Genomic DNA, 19,760 nt, shown 5'->3' on the forward strand with positions numbered 1-19,760 from the left:
TAATCTCAGGCAGTACACCGGGACCTCCGAAAGGCACTCGGGGATGCATGGTCAACGTGCCTCCGACGCTGCTCGATTGGACGAGAAGGCACGGATAAGTACAGGTCAAAAGGGGGGAGCGGGGCTCCTGCCCGGTGACACGGCGAGACAGTAGACCCGGATTCCGGCCGCACCAAACGACTGCCACCTCGGGGCCCGCAGCACGGGGCAGCTCGTTAGGTGCGGCCGGAATCGGCCGTTAACCTCCGGTGCAACCCCGTCCGAGATGACCGCTGCTGAGCGCTGTCCTGAGCGGGCTCGGATCCGCCGTGCCCGAAGAGAGGTCCTCCCCATGAGCTACACGCTGCACCGGGGCGACGCCCTGACCGTCCTGAAGTCCCTCCCCGACGAGAGCGTCCACGCGGTGATCACCGACCCCCCGTACAACTCCGGTGGACGCACCAGCTCGGAACGCACCGGCCGCACCGCGCGAGCCAAGTACGTCACCAGCAACAGCGCCCACGACCTCGCCGACTTCCCCGGCGAGAACCGCGACCAGCGTTCCTACCGCTCCTGGCTGACCGAACTGCTCACCGAGGCGTACCGGGCCTCGACCGAGCACGCGGTCGCCATGGTCTTCACCGACTGGCGTCAGGAGCCGACCACCTCCGACGCCCTGCAGATGGCGGGGTGGACCTGGAGCGGCACCATCCCGTGGATCAAGCCCTCCAGCCGGCCCCGCAAGGGCGGTCCGAAGCAGGACTCCGAGTTCATCGTCTGGGGCGTCAAGGGATCCCTCGACAACACCCGCGACCTCTACCTGCCCGGCCACTACATCGCCTCCCAGCCCCGCAAGGGCCGGGTCCACATCACCCAGAAGCCGGTCGAGGTTATGCAACAGCTCGTCCAGGTCTGCCCCGAGGGCGGCACCGTCCTCGACCCGTTCACCGGCAGCGGCTCCACCGGGGTCGCGGCCCTGCGCGAGGGACGCCGCTTCGTGGGCGTCGAGCTGTCCGCGCACTACGCCGACATCGCCGAGGAGCGGCTGCGCGCCGAGCTGACGAAGGACGACTTCGGGCTGGCCGGACCGGAGGCATGAGCATGAGAGCGGAGAGCCCGGGGCCGGTGGCCCGCAGACGCCGAAGGGCGGCTGGTGCATCGAGTAGCCGATGCATCAGCCGCTCTTCCCGTTGCGTCAAGCCGCTTCGAACGCCTGCCGGATGAGCGGCGCCGCCTTCTCCAAGTCGGCCGCCGAAACGAGGCGCACCTCCAGGTCTCCGGTTCCCAGGTGCCCGATGCCGCGCATGTCCCGGGTGAAGCCCTCCTCCAGCTGGACCGTGTCCGGGTCGAGTCTGAGGTACGTCAGGATCGCCTCGTGCTTCGGACGGAAGATCACCGACGCCACGTTCACCAGCCGCCGGTAGGCGATGCAGTACTGCAGCGGTGCCACCTCGACCTCGCCTCACGCTGTAAGCGCGTCGTCCAGCTCCCCGTACAGGTCCTGCAGACACTCCGGGACGAGGCTGGCACCAGCCGGCGGAGGAGTCGCCGGGGCGGCCGGCGCGCCGCCGACCACCGCGTCCCGCTCCTGCCTCTGCCGAGACGAAGCGGCGCTCGGTGAGCTGGGCGAGGAATCGACGAACAGCAGACTCAGCAGGCCGTCCCTCGAAGACCCGGTAGCGCACCAGGTCGATTTGCTCGGCCAGCCACTGCACGGCCACACGGTCGTTGTGGGAGAAGCCGGCCGCGATGCAGACCATCCGTGGCCGACGCCAGTCGATCGACTCGTCGTTCTCCGCGCTCAGTACCTTCCGGTTGAGCCCCTCGGACTCGTGCTGTGCCGAGCGCAGCCAGGACAGGTACGAGACAGCCTGTGACAGCACCCCGCTGTCGGAGCCCTTTTTTGAACTCGACATTACCGACCGCAGGAGCTCGGATACCTGCTCTGAACTGCGACGATTCATGGACTACATGTCCGTGACGACGTATTGGAATGGTTGCCGTTGCTCGTCTGGGTGGTCTCATAGGACAGCCTGCCCACCGGGCCTGTGGACGGGCCGTGGGGACTTGGCCTCGGGAGGTCGGAACAGCCGCTGGCACTGGGCTGTTCCACCCTTCCTCAGGGGAGCGCCGGAGGTGTGGGGTCGGATAGCGCGCCGCCCACCACGATTTCCCCGACCACCATGCGGTGGACCACATCACCGAACTGACGACATGTGACCACTTCGCACCGGGTGACGGTTCCGGCGATGGCGTACTCGATCAACGTCAGCACGCCCAAGCCCTCTTCGCACATGTACCTGTCCAGGTTCAGCTCCCGTGGGCCGAGCCAGACTTCATCGTCAGGGTCGAACTTCCCCTTGAACGCCTGAGTGGACAACACGACACCTTCGCCCAGGGCATCTTCCTTGACCTCTTCCATGGCCTCCTCCCACACTCCCCGGGCATCGGCGGACATGGCTTTGAGAACCCGTTGAGCCTTGAGCCGTATCTCGGTATCGATTACGTGCCCAGGGGCAGGGAACTGCATGGTCAATTTGTATTCCTTCATCGGCATCGGGGAACAAGAGACGTCCTCATTGTTCCCCGAAGCCGCGTTCAGCGGGACTGGATCACGTCGTTGGCCTCGGAGCGGTCGTGTACTCCGACGCCACGAACCGGATGCCGAGCATCTGCTCCAGACCGGCCTCGACCTGCCGCTGCAGCTCCACCTCCAGTGCCACCGTCGAACCGGGCAGCTCGACATCCTGACCGTCCGCTTCCTACCGGAGCAGCATCGGCTCCGCCACCAGCGCTCCCTCCCGCGATCTCTGTGAAGGGCAATCAACGGGAGACTGTGGGTACTCCGCCGTCGGGAAGCAGGAGGGCGGCATGCCCGGTCTCCGGGCGGGCACGCCCGTGCCATGGGCAGACGCCGGCCAGTGGCTCGAAGTCCTGACTCGCGTCAGTGTTCGTAGTCCTCCGGATCTTCCCCGGACGTTCGGAGACCTTCCAGCTCGACCACGGGATCGGCCAACTGCAGGACGCCGGCATCACCTCGGAGCGGAAGCGATGCCGCGGACGAGGCAGTGGCATGAGTCTCGGTGCCTGTGCCGCCACGAGCGATGCCTGTCTGCTGGGTGGGATGGATAACAGGGCTCTTGGTGACCTTGTCAGTGTTTGTCCGTATGATTGGCCCTCTCTGGAGTTACTGGGGGGCTGCTTTCCATCACAGGGGTGGGTGCCGCGTAATATTCTCGGGGCGCCTGGTGCGCCCCAATCGATCCAGTCATCCGAGGTGGACGCCGGATTCTTGATCTTGCCAGAGGTTGTGTGATCTCCTGGTGCTCGTTCTTCTCGTCCGATGGAGGTTGGCGCAGTGCGTAGGCAGCACTATGGGGTGCCTCTGGAGCGGAGCGACTGCCTGGAGCTCAGGCGTCACAGGAACAGCTGCAAGCCCGAGAACTTCGAGAAGTGGCTCGGTGGCTTCGGTGCTAACAAGCGTCTGGCCGTCGACCTCTTCTCCGGAGCGGGTGGACTGAGCCTCGGACTGGAGCGAGCAGGGTGGACGGTCGCAGCCGCGGTCGACTTCGACGAGCGGGCGCTCCAGACGCACGCCGCGAACTTCCCGGGCATGAGCCTCCACATGGACCTGGGCAATCCTGACGAGCGTGACAGGCTCGTCGAGATGCTGGCGCCGGCCAAGATCGATCTGGTGGCCGGCGGCCCTCCTTGCCAGCCGTTCAGCAGGGCCGGCCGGAGCAAGATCCGCAGCCTCGTGGAGCATCACGGCCGCGATCCCCATGATCGCCGCAAGGAATTGTGGAGCGCCTACCTCGACGTCGTGAAGCGCCTCCGGCCGCGTGCGGTCCTCATGGAGAACGTGCCGGACATGGGTCTCGGCGACGACTTCTTCGTGGTGCGCACCATCGAGGAGCAGTTGGAGGACCTCGGCTACGCGACGCAGGTCCGTCTCGTCGATGCGTGGAAGTACGGCGTTCCGCAGCACAGGAAGCGACTGATCCTGCTGGCGAGGAACGACGTGGAGCGCTTCGAGTGGCGTCAGGAGCTGGAGCACGATCAGCGGACCACGCTGCGGGACGCCATCGGTGACCTGCCGGTGTTGCCGGTCGTGCCCACCGAGCGTGTCGGGCAGCGCGAACTGCCGTACGACGAGCCGTCCGAGCTCTCCAAGTTCGCTCAGGACATGCGTAAGTGGGCGCGCAAGGACCGGGTGTGGGACCACATGACCCGACGGGTCCGGAAGGACGACGCGGAGATCTTCTCCAGCATGGACTCCAGGACCCTGTACTCGCAGATCTCCCCGGAACTGCAGCGCTACAAGGCCGACCACTTCACGGACAAGTACAAGAAGCTCGACTGGGCGGACCTCAGCAGGTCGATCACCGCCCACATCGCCAAGGACGGCTACTGGTACATCCATCCGGACCAGGACCAGCCGCGCACCCTCACCGTGCGGGAGGCCGCGCGGGTGCAGACCTTCCCGGACAGGTTCCGCTTCGCCGGCACGCGCAGTGACGCCTTCCGCCAGATCGGTAACGCGGTGCCGCCCCTCCTCGGTGAGGCCGCGGCGGAGGCCCTGCTGCCCGTGGGTGACGAGCAGCCGAGCGAGGGTGGACTCCAGCCGCACTGGCGCACGGTGCGAAGGGATCTGACCGCCTGGGCCGAAGAGCGGCGTGAGTCGGAGGACTGGTACCAGCTTCCGGGCGACCAGATGTCCGGGTTGCAGGCCGCAGTCGTGGCCATACTGTCCGGGACCCGGATCCAGCCCGCGCAGCTTGCGGAGATGGTCGAGGTCGTGCGGGGGCAGGCGTCCCTGAGCAAAGCCGCGCTCGAGACACTTACTGCGGCGGCACCCTCCGAGGCGGTGAAGGTCCGGGTCGCCCGGCTCACCGCGGTGATCGACCAGCCGAGCGTCTGGGACGACGAGGAGAAGGTCCGTGAGCAGCTGAAGCTGAAGCCGGCTGAGGCGACGGTCTACCGGCTGCTGGTCGGCGAGGACCTCCTGTGGGTCGGGCAGGGCGCGCTGCGCGTCGCAGCCCGTCTGCACGGCAGCGATTCGGATCGCACGAACAGGCTCAGCGACGGTCGAGTGGACTTGGTGAAGCTCGTCGGAGCCGGCGAGGACGCGCCTCTGCGTATGGCGGCGCTCCGGCTCATCGGAAGCAGCTTCTGCCGGGCCAAGGAGCCGCTCTGCGAGGCGTGCCCCCTGAGCAAGTACTGCGTCGCCAGGGAGAGCGTCTCGGGCGACCTGTTCACGGACGCGTTGACCGGGACCCACGGACGGGAGACGGCGCCGACCCAGGCTCGCGAGTCTGGTCGCACTGCCGGGCGACGCTGAGCGCAGCGCGCTCGACGTCAGCCCGGATCTCGCACTCCCAGACACGGACGACGGTCCAGCTGGCGGCCTCGGCTGCTGCGGTGTTCCGGCGGTCGCGCTCCTTGTTGGTCTCGATCTTCGCTTCCCACAAGGCGGCGTTCGGGCCGCGGAACGTCTTCGGGCCGTGCACCGGACAACCGTGCCAGAAGCACCCGTCGACGAACACCGCCACGCCGTACCTGGGCAGGACGAAGTCCGCCGTGCAACGGGCAGCCACCTTGCGCTGTAGACGGAACCGGAGGCCGAGCTGGTGTACGGCACGCCGGAGGGCCACCTCCGGTTTCGTGTCGCGGGCGCGCCGACCGCGCAGGTGGCCGCTCAGCTCCGTGCTGACCCACTTCGCGCTCGTGGTGTCCTCACCTGCTGCCATACCTCAGCCCCAGCCCGTCGTCGGCCTACGGGTGTGAGGGTGCCACACTCGTCCCATGCTTCGTGAACCCGCAGAACTCCGTGTCGACGACCACGGCCGGGTCGAGCTCCCCGTCGGCCTGCTCGCGGAGGCGGGCATCGCACCCGGGGCGGACCTCCTGGCCTTCAGCGACGGAGACGGGCGGATCGTGCTCCGCCGCGCCGAGGACGCCATGAGGGATCTGCTCGAGCACGGGGAGCTCTGAGGGCCGGGACGAGTCGGACCTACGGACCGGGGACGAACCCGAGCGAAAGCGCCTCGTTGCGCGCGTGCAGTGCCTGTACCGCCTGTGGTTCGGGGATCTCCTGTTCGAGTTCGAGTCTTCGGCCGACGTACTGCGCGAGCTGGCGCTGCGAGGGATCCAGGTTGTGCGTCTCCTTCGCCCAACGCTCGATGGCGTACCACTCGTCCGCCGGGATCGACGTCACCTCGTCGCTCGCCCCGCGGTCGCCTTCCGCACCGCCCGCGAGGGCCTCGTCGTCCAGCGGATGATCACGGAGCTCGGCCTCCAGGCCGCGAGGAACGGACCAGGGCACGCGGGAGACGGCGTCCCAGCAGGCGGGCTTCTTGGCCCACTCGCCCACGTGGTTGCCCTCACGTGGCCTGGTGACGACCCGCATGACCCGGGGGCACAGGTCGTCGATCGCGGCTTCGAGGGTCGGCGAGACCCTCTGTTCGCGCCAGATCCTGTCGAGATCGATGCGCTGTTCCGTGGCGAGCGCCAGACGGGCCATGGTGTAGGTCGTGATCATGCTCTTGTAGCTGCCCGCCTCGTGGTTCGCCGCGATGCGGTCGACCGCCTTGAAGAGGACCGCCATGGCTATCACCCGCTGGCAGTACCGGACGTCGACCCGAGGGGGCGCCTCGCTGATCCGGTCCATGAACGCGACGAAGTTCTTCTGCGCGCCGCGGCTGACGCTGAACGGGAGGAGACTCCAGGAGTTGACGTACTTCGCGAGGTCCGCCTTCGTGAACTTCCGACTGGTCGGGTTGAGCTTCTTGAAGGTGCGCTGCTTCGCCGGTGTCCGGGCTTTGGCCACCTCGTCGGTGTACTGGCCGCGCGCCCTCTCGTAGAACCAGTGGGTTTCCTGGCCGCTGCCGTCCGTCGCCGGTGCCCACAGGGACCGGGTGATCCGCTGGACGGCCACGTGGTACGCGTGGTTCGAGCTGAAGTCGACGAGTGTCACGCGGTTCTGGGTGTTGGAGTACTCGGAGATCATCGGGACGATCTCCGAGAGCCGCTCGGGAGAGACCTCCGTCAGCTTCATCTGGACGGTCACGTGGGACAGGTCGGCCTTGTCCCGGCTCGAGGCGTAGTGCAACGAGGCCGTGGTCTGACCGCCGTTCACCACCTGGAGCCCGTGCACCCGGGAGATGCCCGTGGGGGTGCCGTCCGGGCCGTGCACGAAGTCGACCTGGGACGCGGTCGCCGTGATGCCGTTGTTGTACGCCAGGAACTTGCCCGGTGAGTGCAGCAGGGTCTCCCTGATTCCCCGGTTGACCGATCCGCGGGCCTGCAGGAAGGACCGGACGTTCAACTCGAGAAGTCTGGTCCCGTACTCCCCGTACAGTTCGGCCAGTCTCTGGCCGGGGATCACGGCCATGGTCACCGAGTGGTCCGGCTCGCTGCTGGGTGCCGAGACGCAGGGCAGCGGAGGGTCGAACGAGACCACGATGGGCTCGCTGATGCTGCCGGACGTCTCGTGGCGGTGCAGCCGCGCCAGGTCCCACACCTCGTGGGTCACGGGAAGGCCGTCGAACTCGGTAGGCGGGAAGGAGGTACTCGTGCCGACGCGGTTGCTGAGCAGGAAGAGCCGGATCCTCCGTACCTCGGTGAGCGCCTTCTCCACTGCCGCGCACATGTCGTACACGTCGAAGGACTCGTCGATGTGCTGACGCAGGCCCTCCCGACACCGGCGGACGAACGTCAGCAGGCGCCTGAACGCGGTCTCCGCCTGCCCCTTCGTGAGTTTGGACTCCAGCGGGTCCAGGTCGAAGTCGGTCACGAAGAGGTCGAGGCACTCCCCGGAGTCCCCGATGCCGTACCCGTGCACGAGATGGCCGTGGGCCGAGTGGTAGGCGGTGAACGTGTTGGACACGATGCCAGCCCGTTCCAGGTCCTCGAACACGCGCCGCGTGAACGTCTCCGGGGTGGTGGTCCCCTCGGCGTCGGCGGTGGCCTGGACGTCCGTGACGACGTCGTGGGCGTACTGGGACAGGTCGAGCTCAGGCATGGGGTCCCCCGATCAGTGCGGTCACCTCGTCGGTCGTGGCGCGGTGGTGGTCAAGTCCCGAGGTGTTCACGTGGTACGAGCACTCACCGACCCCCTCGGGAAGATCTGCCTCGACGAGTCTCGGGAAATTCTCCCCCACGCGCCAGAAGCGCAGGTCGCGAACGGTGTAGCGAGGCTCCTCGTAGACGTCTCGCTGGCCGGGGAGATAGCCGGCCTGCACGAGACGACCGTCGAAGGCGGCTCGGACGACAGGGCTCGTGAGCTGCTCCCGTATGCGATCCACCAGGCGGTTCAGACTCTCTCCTGATCCGCCCCGCCGTTCGTCGAGCATCGCCAACGCCAACAGGAGCGCAGGCGTCCCGGTGGCGTCCAGCTGGCGCTCGCTGGCGATCCGGATGCTGCGAGGGCGTTTGGCGGTGCTGGCCTTCGCCTCGACGGCGACTCCGGGCAGCTGGAAGTCCTGGTTGGTTCCGCTCGGCCCCGTCCACGCGTCGACGGCCTCGGCCGGCCCGACGACGGGCAGGATGTGGTCGCGCAGCACCAGGAGCTCGCCGACGAGTCCACGACGGGCCTCAGGGCCGAGACCGTCTCTGCCGACGGCGCGAAGGAGGTCCTGCCACCGCTCGAACCTCTCCACCGCTGCTGTCAGGGCTGCCGAGGCCCCAGGGGCTTCTCGGACCGTGTCAGCCACGTCCGTGACGAGCGGGTTGAACACCTCGCGTAGCTCGTCGGCGGTGAGGACCACCTGGAGCTCGTACTCGAGACGCGACACAGCACTCACGTTCATCTCCAGCCCGGCAGCGCGAGGCAGCTGGCGTACGGAGCGCACGATGTGGTTGGCGGAGCGGGCGTCGGCCCTGAGCACGAGCATGCGCTGCTGCGCCGGGTGGGAGACGGAGAGGAAGACGTCCAACGGGGCGTCCGGGTACAGGCGGATACGGGACCTGCCCGGGGCCCCCTGAGGTGCCTCCAGGTCACGCCACTCGGCTTCGGTGACGGTCACTCCCCGTCCTCCTGGTCGTCGAGGGCGTCAAGGCCCTCTTTCTGCCAGACGGCGTTGACCACGTACTCGGTGTCGGACTGGTGCTCGGAGCGAGGAAAGCTGACCTTGAAACCGACCAGGGGCGGCCGGGCAGGACTGTCCTCGGTCGCCGGCCGCTCGATCAGGTAGACGAGCAGCAGTGCCTGGTCCGCTCGGCGCTGCCAGCGGACGTGGTCTCCCGAAGGTGACTGGGGCACCCTCTCCCGTTTCTTGATGGCTGCGGCCTTCTGTGTCGCTTTCAGGGCGGCGTCCACCTGGTCGGGATCAAGGTCGAAGCGGTACTCGTCGGGAGGGCTGAGCAGTCGGCGGATCGTGTACCGACCGTCGTTGTCGACGTCGTTGAGCGCCGCGCGCTCCACGGGACCCAGGCTGTAACCGGAGACGTCCTGCGGGTCCTTGGCTGCCTGCTTGCCGACCAGGACAACCGTCCAATGCGGGAGCTCACCTACGGCCACGCACTGTTCGATGTACTTTCCGATGAAACGAGGGCGGACCCTCTGGGCCATGCGGTCGGTCTCGTAACGCGTGAGGAAGTCCACGATGGCGTCGGAGGGCACCTGCTTCCACGTCACGTTGGCCCCCGGCGTCGTCTGGTCGCCGGTGGCCAGGCCGTCAAGTCTCCGGACGAAGTCTCCGAGTACTTTGAGGTTGTGTTCCGGGATCCCGTCGGAGACGTTGAAGATCACCGTCTCCGGCCCCTCCCCGGAGTAGCTGAGCATGACCTTCGTACCCTGGCGCATCTTGTTGGCAGCCGTGACGGCGAGGCCCAGGGAGGAGGCGCGGACCTTCAGACCGAAGTACCTCGGACTTAGGTTCAACGCCGCCATCTCCTCGACCTCACGACGCAGTTCGTCGGTCGCGGCAGTCACCTCGATGTACTTCGCCTGAAGATCGGGAGTGGTGTACAGGCGGCAGAGGTCCTCGTGCCCCGGCCGGTATCCGAACCAGCGTCCCATCTGGAGCAGGGTGTCGTACGTGCTGGAAGTGCGCAGGTAGTAGCTGACCGTCAGCCCTTCCAGGGTGAGACCCCGGGAGAGCTTCTGGCCTCCGATCGCGATGACCGAGAGACCGGTCCTGCGGTGCTCGTAGTAGTCGAGTGCGTCGCGGGAGGCGCCGTTGACCGTCTTGACCACGATCTTCCGTAGCGCGGGCATGAGCTGGCTCGACACGTCCTCCCAGGTGACGCGTCGGGCCTCGTCCGCGGGGAAGTGGTCTGTGGTGGGGACGAAGTCCCGCTCCCACAGGGCCCGGAACTCGGCCATGCGCTGCGGTGCCTGTCCGTACCGGTCACGGAGCGAGTCCACGAGGAGCCGCAGGTAGTCGTCCACCTGGTCGCGGACGATCCCCTGGACCGCCGTGAAGCGGGTGACGTGCACCAGCATGGAGTTGTGCACCTTCGTCTGTCCGCGCACCCGCCGTACAGCGCTGGCGAGGACGAACGAGGCGATCGCCTCCCGGAGGGACCGCGGAAGGTCGTCGGAGGGGACGAAGGAGGACTTGTGCTTGCTCGGGATCCAGCTCTCGGCGTCGTTCACGGCGCGTACGAGCGGAAGCGGGGGCACGTCCTCCTCGTCGTCGTTGTCGACCTGGAGACCGAACACCCTCTCCGGGCCCAGGTAGTTGGTCGGCGAGGGCAGGGTGCGGATGAAGCTGTCGGGAAAGAGGTCGGCGCCGAGTTCGGCGTGGTCGACGTCGGGATCGATGTAGATGTTGGCGAACGGGGTGGCGGTGTACCCGACGTACGCCGACTTCTCGAAGCTCTTCATGAGCTCGCGGATCGCGCCGTTGGTCCTGGTCGGATCCGCGTCGGGGTCGCGTTCGGTGTTGATGGAGGCGTTGTCCGCCTCGTCGTCGATGACGAACAGCGGGATGTCGCGTACGACCTTGTTCCCGCTCTCGTCCTCCGTGCCCTGGACCTCGGTCACCCACGTCCGTAGGTACTCGAGGATCTTCCAGTGCTTCTTGACGACGAGCACGACCGGGAAACGGCCGAGCGGGAAGTTGACGGCGTTGGCCGCCTGCCGGCCGAAGTCGCCCTTCTCCGAGCTGTTGGTGGGAGACGCGATGTCGAGCTTCTTGGCGCCCGGCATCCTGCCGGCACCCATGAGACGGGACTTCCCGTTCTGGTTGGACCGTTGCTGGTGCTGGGTGTCGAAACCCAGCAGCCCTTCGTCGACACGCAGCTGGGTCTGACTCCGGAGGTCGTTGTGGATGCCGGCAAGGATCACCACGAACTGGTACCCCGCGTCCACGGCCTTCGCGGCGAGCCCGATGTACTGGCCGGTCTTGCCCGACTGGACCTGCCCGATCACCAGGCCCGTCCGGCGCCACGAGCCGACACGGCGCGGGTCCTCGAGCTGGCTCAGGACCTCGTCCGTGCTCTGGTCCAGTCGGCGCACGACGAGCGGCGGGAGGTTGCGGACGTCCTCCAGGTAACGGCGGTAGCGTTCCCAGAAGTCCCAGGCCCGGTCGTTCTTGGCTTCGGGCAGCCAGGGCTCGTGCCCGCTGTCGCTCTCCAGCCCGGAGGAGCCCTCCTGGAAGACCGCCGTCAGGACCTCGATCTCCTTGGCCAGCTGGTCACGGTCGAGGACCTCGCCCTGGCCGGCCAGCATCCCGAAGATGACGGTGACCGCGTTCTGCACCTCGTCCGGCGTCGGCTGACGGTCCTGGGACAGTAGTGCGAGAACCAGGCGACGGGCCTTGGCAAGGGACTCGAGAGAGTCCTCGGGGGTGGAACTCACAGCAGACCTCCGGCTGGGCGGGAACGGCATGGGGCAGGCTAGGGGCGGGCACTGACAACGGGCTCACCCGTCCCAGAAGCCCTGCATCTGGTCGAAGGGGGGCATCGTCCGGAGGCGTTCGCGAGCGGCCGCAGGCGAGCGGCCGTCTGAGACCAGTGCCTCGTAGATGCGCTGTGCGACCTCCGTGGCCTCGGCGTCGGCGGGCCCGGGGCCCCCGAAGGGCTCGGGGTCGTCGCTGGTGTCCGTCTCGTGCATCACGCGGAGGGCGGTGACCGGCACCGTCTCCTCGAGCAGACGGATCAGGGCACGTACGTCATCCGAACCGGCACCGCCAGAGCGCAGAGCTGCCTTCACCAGGGGGTGACCCCGGTTGATCCGACAGGTGACCTGGTCGTCGACACGGCGGACGTTCCACGCGTACACGAGCGGATCCCCGTGTGTGCGCGCAGCGATCTGCCCGCGGTGCCGAAGCACGTCGGCGGCCCTTCTCCTGGCCTGCAGGGCGATGCGCCGTAGATGAGAACGCAGTGCGACGGGCGGGACGACACTGGACTTCCGGACGTCGACCCCCCATTCGACATCCGTCTCGGCGGGGATGTCCACGGCGATCCGTGCCAGGTTGTACTTCTCCTCGCGGCGCAACCCGCGTTGTCCCAGCCAGTCACCGGCAAGGATCAGACGGTCCCGGCGGTACACGTAGAACCCCTGCTGGTCGAGCCACCCACGCGGGCCGCCGGCCTTCTCGTACTCGTCCGGGGCGAGCCTCTGGGCACTGGGGAGGACGAACGCCTCCACCCGTACGGAACCCGCCCCCAACCGCAGACGCTCGACCGGAAGCGGTTGTACGGACGGGTGACGGGACAGGAACGGGTCCCAGGGCTCGACGGGGCTGCCCGACACACGCAGGTTGCGGCGTCGGCTTCCGGTGAGGAACCTGCCGAAGACCATGCCCAGGTGGGACTCCGTGCGGGCGGCCTCCGCGTAGAACTGCTTCTGTGTCCGCTCGTCCTCCACCGTCACCGCGTCGACGTGGTAGCCGTTGAGGCGCCGCCACAACACGACGGTGCCGTGGTCAGCCTTACCCCGGATCCTGTCGAGCAACTCAGTGGTCGTCTCGTCCGCGCCGCGTAGCAGCCGCCACTCGCCCGACCTCTCGACGACGTCGAGGTCCCACGTGCGCACGTGCCATTCGCCGGCGGTGGCGGTGGCGACGGTGAGCTGCCGGGCCTGTGAGAACGAGGCCGACTTGAGGCCGACGCCGAAGCGCCCCAGGTCCGTGGCGCTTCGGGGCGTCGCAGGGCCTCGCGCGGCCACGGTCATGGCGGTCACGAGCTCGCCGGCGGTCATCCCGGCACCGTCGTCGGCAACGGCGATCCAGGAGTCCTGCCCGGCCCAGGTGAACTCGACGTCGACCGTGGACGCACCCGCGGAGATGCTGTTGTCCACGAGATCCGCGATGGCGGCAGGCAGGGAGTACCCGAGCGAACTGAGCGAGGCGACCATGCCTGCCGGTTCCGGAGCCGCTATGTCGTACGTCATGCCGAGTTCCAGCCCTGTTTCCCGTTTCTGATACTGGATGAGATTATCCACCTATGCCGTCCGGTCTTGGGCGGCGGCTGGGCACGATGATCCGCTGACGTGAGGCGAGTCCGACGCCCTGTGCGCTTTGAGGCGTGCTGCAGATACGCAGCGCCTTGCACAAGCCCCCAGACGCTGAAGGCACCCGGATTCCAGTCGGGCACGATCGGCGGTCGACGCACCCCGCGACCTCTGGCAGCGCGGATGGTGGGGAGGGGCGAGAGCGGTTCCTCCCCACCGGGCCTTCACAGAGTCGGGTCCCAGTACCCGACTCTCGACCCGTCCGGAGAACCGAACAGGTGCCAGCGGGAGAGATTCCGGTTCCAGAACTGACAGGCTGTCTCCGGTAGCTGGAGACAGCCGTGGTCCGCACCCTCGTTCGTGATCATGCAGTTCGGATCGTACAGACAGGCGTCGTTGTCGACAGCACGACTGACGACCGCGTCCAGGTTCTGTTCGAGTACCGTCCGCATCGCACCGAGGCTGAAGTCGCTGCCGCCGTTCGGGTAGATGGCGAAGGCCAGGTCGTACGGGAAGAGGTACTCCGAGAGACTCGTCTCGCTGTAGCCGCTGTCAACGGCTAGGGCTCGCAACAGCTGGTGGGACAGTGAGTGGAGCAACCCGAACAGTTCGTGGACTGGCAGGTCCGGGTGTCCGGGCTCCGGGCGTGTCTCGTGCGAGAGGGCCTTGCCGTCGCTCGGCCCCAGCTGGTGCACCAGCCACTTGGCCACGCCGTCGGCCTTGTCAAGGGTGTCGGGACTGACCAGATCGTTACGGACGAGCCACCGGCTCACGCGCTCCCGATCCACGGGAAAGAGCAGTGCCTCCGCCTCGGTGGGGTGGGCGTAGACGAGCGTCTTCTCGGGGGCTCCTCGTGCGGCACGCCCCCTGTACGGCACCAGATCCGCCTCCTCGGGACTGAACCCGGTCCGGCTGTAGCCGATCGCGAGGTAGGTGATCGGGAGATCACTCACCAGGCAGGTCTCCTGCCCGAGACCGGCGGATGCGAGGACACCGGGATAGCGCTCGTACAAGGCTCGGCGCTCGGCGTTGCGCGCCTCCCGCTGAAGGCGGGGTACACCCAGGCGTTCCAGGTTCAGAACCCGCCGATAGGTGTGCAGCTCAGCCGCGAGCCCGCGTGCGTCGTCGCTCTCGGTGTCGAGTCCGAGCGCCTTGCCCACCTGGTCCCGCAGATGATCCACCTCGACCGGCATGAAACGTGCCCGAAGTGCACGTGCCTGGTCGTGCAGGCCGGCGTCCTCCATCACACGGATGCTCTCGACGACCTCGTCGGGGACGTCAACCGTGTGCCCGTCGGTGAGCCGCCGGAACTCGTCCTCTGTGATCTCACCGAGCCACCAGCCGAGAACGGCAGTTGTGTACATGGGGTTGGTCTGACGGGTGGCCTCCTCGGTCGTCGTGACGTTCACGAGTGTCAGGCCCTGGCCCACGTGCGCGGTTCCCGCGGTGTGGAGCAGGGGGTTCATGAACTTGTCCGGATAACTGCACGACGAGTTGCTGCAGCTCCACTGCACGCCCAGAGGGAAGCCGCAGGTCATGCACTCCCATCGGAAGTCACGGAACCGACTGGCGCGGTCGTCGAGCCTGAAGCGTGTGTGCCCCCTGGGGCACTTGCTCGGCGGGTACATGGGCGACATCTCGCCGCACTTGTGCGCGAAGACGAACTGGAGCTGCCGGTTCCCGACGGCGTTGCCGCAGGCGGGGCAGGCAGGCGGCCAGTCGTCCGTTCCGGGGCGCGGGTCACTGGCAGTCCAGACGTGTCCACACCTGCTGCTGGAGCAGCGCACCACTCGTGGCCAGATGCGGCAGAAGACCTTGCCCGGTACCACGACCTCGTAGTGTCGGTCGGCGAGCCGGTCCTCGTCCCCGGGGAACTCCGGCGCCCGGTCGGACCCGGCGGAGAAGGCACGCCCGGCGGCCCGCCACCTGCGTACGAACCGCATGGTCTCCTGCACCAGATGCTCGCGGTCGAGCGAGGGACCGTCGAACTCCTCGTCACGTCCGAACTGCACCACCTGGGCCGTGTAGCCGCCGCGATGGTCAAACGTCTGACCAGGGCGGTACCGGTAGAGGACCTGGCCCCGGTCACGGGCCATCTCGTCGTTCCTGGGGTTGAACGCCATCACGACCTCCGGCCGTCGGGCACGATGTGGAACGGGATGCCCTCGGAGACATCGCGGAGGCTTGTCATGGGCCGGTGCTCGAGGCCCAGGTAGTCACCCGTCGCGCGGTAGCCCCGGTTGTTCCCGCCCGTGAGACCGGCAGACGCGCCGGCGGAGCGGAGGCTGGCCAGGGCGTGTTCCACCATGTCCGTGAGATCACTGCGGAGTTCCTGCCCTTCCGGGCGCTCGGACTGGAAGACCGCGTGAAGCGCTTCCAGTAGCTCTGTGAGCTGGACCCCCTCCAGACCCCCGGCGGAGGGGTCACGGAGAGCGGCCTGCATCTTCGAGAGGTCGTGCAGGTGGCCCGGGGCGTTACCCGCCTGCCACCAGTCGCGGTTCACGATCTGGAGAAGCTGTCCCATCAGTATCCCCGGGAGGGTCTTGCGCACCGCGAACCTGCTCCAGCGGTTGATGGCCACCGGCTCGACCATGCGGTCTAGGTATTCGTGGAACTTGCCGTGGTAGCGGTAGTGCGACCGATCCCTCTCCCTCACAGGGTTGAAGAGCATGAAGACGAGGCCGTGGTAGGCGCGGCCGACCCTTGACGACGCCTGGATGTACTCCGCCATGGACCTGGGCATGCCGTTGAACAGCATGAGGTTCAACCGGTCCACGTCGACCCCGTGGCTGACCATGCTCGTTGCGACGACCATGCGCGTGCTGCCGTTTGGGCTGCCCAGGTCGTCCAGGACACCGCGTACCTCGTCCAGACGGGTCTCGCCCTTGAGCTCCGCTACCTTGAGATCAGGAAAGCCCTCCCTGCGCAGAGCCTCGTTGACCTGGGTGTCCAGTGAGCGGCGGATACGGCCGAAGTCGACGAGCGTGGTGGCGTAGGTGAGGCTCGTACGGTAGAGGTCGACCACGTCGTGGAGCTCATCCTCCGGCCAGCTTGCGAGAGCGGGGGGGAGGTCCTGTCGCCGATCAAGCTTCCATAGAGCACGATGGGCGGACGTCAGGATCCTGACCAGCGTCATCTCCGCCGTACCACGCGTCGGCATGACTCCGACGAAGCGGCGAAGCGGAAGGCTCCGGTCCAGACGCCAGTAGAAGCTCTCGTCGAGGTCGGGCCCAGGTAGGGGCACCACCACGGACCTCAGACCGAAGAGGTGCTCGCTCTGGCGGTCCTCGCCGCGGATGGTCGCGGTGGTGGCGACCACCTTCATCCTCACACCCCGGCCGTCGGGCCGCTGTCGGGACGACAGCGTGCGCTGCACCTCGGCCAGGAGGCCCTCGTAGTGGCCGGAGAAGGCTCCGAGTTCCTCGTTGACCATGTGGAGCTCGTCGATGATCTCCAGAGAGGGGGAAGGATCGTAGAGAGGGGCACCCAGGGGCTTGAGAGGCGTCTTCGGGTGGCCCGGAGCGTGACGTTCGTGGCACTTGCCGCCCCGGCCGAAACCGTGGGGAGGGCACCAGCAGTCGACATCACCGAAGAGAGCACCGAACTTGTCCGACAGCCCGATGTTGGCGAGCTTGTCCAGGGTTCCGACCACGACAGTCGGCAGGTAGCGGTAGATCTCGGTGTCCACGACGACGATCGGCAGCACCTTCCCGCACCGTTCGTTGCCGCAGACGTGTTCCAGTCTGAGCCGCTCTGGATCAGGCTTCGGGATGCGGACTGACCGTTCGCCGCAGTAAGGGCAGTCGTGAACAAGCCGGTACGCGTGCCGCTCCTCCTCGCTTGAGCGAAGGCGGTCGAACATCCGGTCCGACGTCAGCGAGTTGGGGGTGTTGCCACCGCCGGCGTAGAAGCCGATGAAGAAGGGCCACCCGGGGTCGCCGCCGACCTCCCTGAGCAGGTCGGCGTTCTGGCTGCGGACCGTCTCCGCGGCGGCGACGACGTCGAGCTGCCGTTGTGTCTGCTGCAGAGTCAACAGTCGAAGGGGGAAGCGGCACCATGCCGAGACCCCGACCTTCTTTCCTCGGGCGCGGTCGTAGAACATGCACACCAGTACCAGGCCGAGATACGCCTCGGTCTTACCGCCTCCGGTGGGGTACCAGACGACGGTTGCGGCCTCGGTCGGATCCACACCCTGGTCGTCCCCCCAGAGTCCAGGGGAGAAGAGGTGCTGCGGGTGTTCCCGCCAGGCCAGAGCACCGAGCTGGCTGACTATGGCCACCAGCTGGAACAGTCGCCATCCCCGACTAGGCCGCTTTCGCGCCCTGCTGAGCTCCACCATGGACTTGTTGGCGAGCTGGAAAGCCGCCAGGAGGCGCCGGTCCCGCCGCAGCCAGGCAACACCGTCACGGAAGCGGGCGACCTCCAAAGCCGCGGCCTTCCGGTCGGCTTCCTTACGGCGGGCCAGCTCAGGCCTGTCCTGGAAATCTGCAGTACTCCAGACGGGCGCCTCCAGATAGGCCTCCATCTCGTCGGCAAGCTCGTCGAGAACCGGGAGAGGGTCGACGGCGAGCGTCGCGTAACCCCAGCGTTCGTCGGTCCGGGCCACGGCGCGGTGGGTGTCGTGCTGTGGAACGGGCACGCTGCGTACGGCCACGAGCTGCCCCTTGTGCCACCGTGGCTCGACTCCGCAGTTGTTCGCGTACGCTCCGAGCTCTCCGGAGTAGCGGTAGGCGTCTGCACCGAGGTCCATCACGATGGGCAGTAGACGGTCGCCCTCGACCTCCAGCCCGGCACGGAACAGAGCGTTGTCCCTGGCCTCGTCGCGACGGGTACGGCCGGCGTTGCTACCCCGGCCCTGTACGGTCACGACGGGGTCGGGGGCGAGGTTCTGCAGCGTCGCGGTCACGCGGAGCCGTCCGGACGCAACCGGCCTCGACGTGACGACGACGTGTGCGGCGGGGGACGGTACCACGGGGTCCCCGCCCACCTCCCGGGCCAGCCACTGCTCGAAGGCCGCGTCGTCTGCCATCGCGGTAGGCGGGACCAGTCGCTCCCGGCGGTCGTTCCCGACGCGGCGGTCGATCCGAGGGTCTTGGAGGGCCAGCTTCACAGCCTCGTTGAAGGCGTGCTGGAACTCCCGTTCCAAGGTCTGGCGCAGCCCGGCCTCGTGCCCGAGAACGATCTCCACTGGCCCGACCGTCACTCCGAGTCGTCTGAACAACGGTGCCAGCCGGTAGGGCTCTTCTCGCTCGCCGGCCCACTCCAGCTGCTGGACTCGGGTCGGGAGAGTCGCGTAGTAGAACGACGCCCGCGCCTTGAGGGTGATGGAGCTGGCGTTCTCGGCCTCGAACTCGAACCCGAGGCTGTCCGGGGTCGTGCGGCCGTATCGCGGGGCGGCTCCACCGGGTTCGACGGCGTGCGGACCGAGGCTCTCCATGAAGTAGCGAGCACTCGGAGGTTCGCCCAGGCAGATGTCGCCTTGGGCCTCGCCGGTCGCGTCGGTGACCACTGCGGTGACGAGGTGCTCGACGAGAGCCGTCTGCTGGGCGACGCTCGGCTCGAACGGGGGCTTGGTCACCGTACCTCCCCGTCGGATGCAAGGCACTCTGCCGACAGCAGGGGAGGGGGGAGGGGGTGCCTGTCCGCACACGCGGCGTGAGGCGAGAGCCGAGACGACTCAGAAGGGCGTGCCGGTCCTGGCGGACATGCCAAGCCAGCCCGCAGGACATGCGTGTCCACGGGATCTCCAAGGTCCGCGAGTCAGAAGCCGCCATGGCACGGCGCCATGGTCGGACGTCTTCTGCTTCTCCGAACCTGAGCAGCATGGGCCCAGGCGGAGCGAAGTCACAAGCCGTTAAACCAAATTGGTCAAGTCTGTCTCGAACGATTCGATCTCTTGCCTGAATCGACCGAACGCGCCGATGGGCTCCGGGCCGGAGCGAATCCGGCCTCGGGACTGGTGCGCTTGCATGTTGAGGTGCCGTGTATTCCTGTCACCCCTCCGGTCACCCTGAGCGATGGCCGATGGCTCTCGCCCTGTCGCCACACTCTGGCGTGCTCTCGCGGAGTCGCTTATCATCCGAGAACTGATTGAGGGCGTGACCTCGCGGCTGCGTGGACCCATAGCGGTCCGCTGCTTTCCAGGGGTTGCACCGTCTCAGCCCGACCACCGTGCTTCGGTGGTCGGGCTGAGACGGCATGTCTCGGAACGGCCACCCTTCACAGAAGGATGTCGGCCGTTGAGTTCCGGACCTTTGACGCGCCTCCTACTCGTCGCCCTGAGGTTCCCCCGCTGCGTGGGAGTGGCTGACTAGCAGGTCAGGGCGGTTTGACGTGGTTTCAGGTTCACTGGTTCGGTCGCTGCCTGGCTGGCGTA

General features: G+C 67.4%; 12 protein-coding genes. 3 read left to right on the plus strand and 9 right to left on the minus strand.

Annotation, left to right across the window (positions count from 1 at the left end; genetic code table 11):
* Positions 1-331: 331 nt before the first annotated feature.
* Positions 332-1,078, plus strand: coding sequence for a DNA-methyltransferase (locus tag IE178_RS15320; RefSeq protein ID WP_193512646.1), 747 nt, complete (start codon positions 332-334; stop codon positions 1,076-1,078).
* Positions 1,079-1,174: 96 nt separating this feature from the next.
* On the opposite strand, the gene IE178_RS35975 is transcribed toward IE178_RS15320, so the two are convergent.
* Both IE178_RS35975 and IE178_RS15330 read right to left on the minus strand, forming a co-directional pair.
* Positions 1,175-1,429 carry a hypothetical protein gene (locus IE178_RS35975; RefSeq protein ID WP_318280069.1) on the minus strand — a complete coding sequence of 85 codons (255 nt, stop codon included), beginning with the start codon at positions 1,427-1,429 and terminating at the stop codon, positions 1,175-1,177.
* A gap of 669 nt (positions 1,430-2,098) precedes the next feature.
* Positions 2,099-2,536 carry a hypothetical protein gene (locus IE178_RS15330; protein WP_193512647.1) on the minus strand — a complete coding sequence of 146 codons (438 nt, stop codon included), beginning with the start codon at positions 2,534-2,536 and terminating at the stop codon, positions 2,099-2,101.
* A gap of 801 nt (positions 2,537-3,337) precedes the next feature.
* Here IE178_RS15330 and IE178_RS15335 point away from each other — a divergent pair.
* The gene (locus tag IE178_RS15335; RefSeq protein ID WP_193512648.1) at positions 3,338-5,320 is read left to right on the plus strand and encodes a DNA (cytosine-5-)-methyltransferase; all 1,983 of its coding nucleotides are present in this window, start codon (positions 3,338-3,340) and stop codon (positions 5,318-5,320) included.
* Here IE178_RS15335 and IE178_RS15340 read toward each other — a convergent pair.
* Positions 5,235-5,729: a very short patch repair endonuclease gene (locus IE178_RS15340; protein ID WP_193512649.1), complete on the minus strand. Its 495-nt coding sequence runs from the start codon at positions 5,727-5,729 to the stop codon at positions 5,235-5,237. The two genes, IE178_RS15335 and IE178_RS15340, sit on opposite strands and share 86 nt — an antisense overlap.
* 55 nt (positions 5,730-5,784) lie before the next feature.
* On the opposite strand from IE178_RS15340, the gene IE178_RS15345 reads away from it, so the two are divergent.
* On the plus strand, positions 5,785-5,973 hold the full coding sequence (locus IE178_RS15345; RefSeq protein ID WP_085573376.1) for an AbrB/MazE/SpoVT family DNA-binding domain-containing protein: 189 nt from the start codon (positions 5,785-5,787) through the stop codon (positions 5,971-5,973).
* Between the two features lie 19 nt (positions 5,974-5,992).
* Here IE178_RS15345 and IE178_RS15350 read toward each other — a convergent pair whose 3' ends face one another.
* From IE178_RS15350 to IE178_RS15375, 6 genes are all read right to left on the minus strand, one after another.
* Positions 5,993-8,002: an AIPR family protein gene (locus IE178_RS15350; RefSeq protein ID WP_193512650.1), complete on the minus strand. Its 2,010-nt coding sequence runs from the start codon at positions 8,000-8,002 to the stop codon at positions 5,993-5,995.
* Positions 7,995-9,005 carry a PD-(D/E)XK motif protein gene (locus tag IE178_RS15355; RefSeq protein ID WP_193512651.1) on the minus strand — a complete coding sequence of 337 codons (1,011 nt, stop codon included), beginning with the start codon at positions 9,003-9,005 and terminating at the stop codon, positions 7,995-7,997. The genes IE178_RS15350 and IE178_RS15355 overlap by 8 nt, the downstream gene beginning before the upstream one ends.
* Positions 9,002-11,785 (minus strand): Z1 domain-containing protein, encoded by a 2,784-nt coding sequence (locus tag IE178_RS15360; RefSeq protein ID WP_193512652.1) that lies wholly within the window; start codon positions 11,783-11,785, stop codon positions 9,002-9,004. The genes IE178_RS15355 and IE178_RS15360 overlap by 4 nt, the downstream gene beginning before the upstream one ends.
* Before the next feature lie 63 nt (positions 11,786-11,848).
* Positions 11,849-13,324: an ATP-binding protein gene (locus IE178_RS15365; protein WP_193512653.1), complete on the minus strand. Its 1,476-nt coding sequence runs from the start codon at positions 13,322-13,324 to the stop codon at positions 11,849-11,851.
* Positions 13,325-13,608: 284 nt separating this feature from the next.
* Positions 13,609-15,507: a DUF8724 domain-containing protein gene (locus IE178_RS15370; protein WP_193512654.1), complete on the minus strand. Its 1,899-nt coding sequence runs from the start codon at positions 15,505-15,507 to the stop codon at positions 13,609-13,611.
* Positions 15,507-18,962 (minus strand): helicase-related protein, encoded by a 3,456-nt coding sequence (locus tag IE178_RS15375; RefSeq protein ID WP_193512655.1) that lies wholly within the window; start codon positions 18,960-18,962, stop codon positions 15,507-15,509. Before IE178_RS15375 ends, IE178_RS15370 begins: the two co-directional genes overlap by 1 nt.
* Positions 18,963-19,760: the final 798 nt, after the last annotated feature.

The sequence above is a fragment of the Streptomyces griseoloalbus genome (assembly GCA_014650015.1).
In the GTDB taxonomy this organism is placed as follows: Bacteria; Actinomycetota; Actinomycetes; order Streptomycetales; family Streptomycetaceae; genus Streptomyces; species Streptomyces griseoloalbus.

What these genes read in the sequence shown, in the direction of transcription:
- IE178_RS15345 (WP_085573376.1), top strand. Translation starts at nt 5,785, where the DNA reads ATGCTTCGTGAACCCGCAGAACTCCGTGTCGACGACCACGGCCGGGTC.
- IE178_RS15370 (WP_193512654.1), bottom strand. Translation starts at nt 15,507, where the DNA reads ATGGCGTTCAACCCCAGGAACGACGAGATGGCCCGTGACCGGGGCCAG.
- IE178_RS15330 (WP_193512647.1), bottom strand. Translation starts at nt 2,536, where the DNA reads ATGCCGATGAAGGAATACAAATTGACCATGCAGTTCCCTGCCCCTGGG.
- IE178_RS15320 (WP_193512646.1), top strand. Translation starts at nt 332, where the DNA reads ATGAGCTACACGCTGCACCGGGGCGACGCCCTGACCGTCCTGAAGTCC.
- IE178_RS15365 (WP_193512653.1), bottom strand. Translation starts at nt 13,324, where the DNA reads ATGACGTACGACATAGCGGCTCCGGAACCGGCAGGCATGGTCGCCTCG.
- IE178_RS15340 (WP_193512649.1), bottom strand. Translation starts at nt 5,729, where the DNA reads ATGGCAGCAGGTGAGGACACCACGAGCGCGAAGTGGGTCAGCACGGAG.
- IE178_RS15350 (WP_193512650.1), bottom strand. Translation starts at nt 8,002, where the DNA reads ATGCCTGAGCTCGACCTGTCCCAGTACGCCCACGACGTCGTCACGGAC.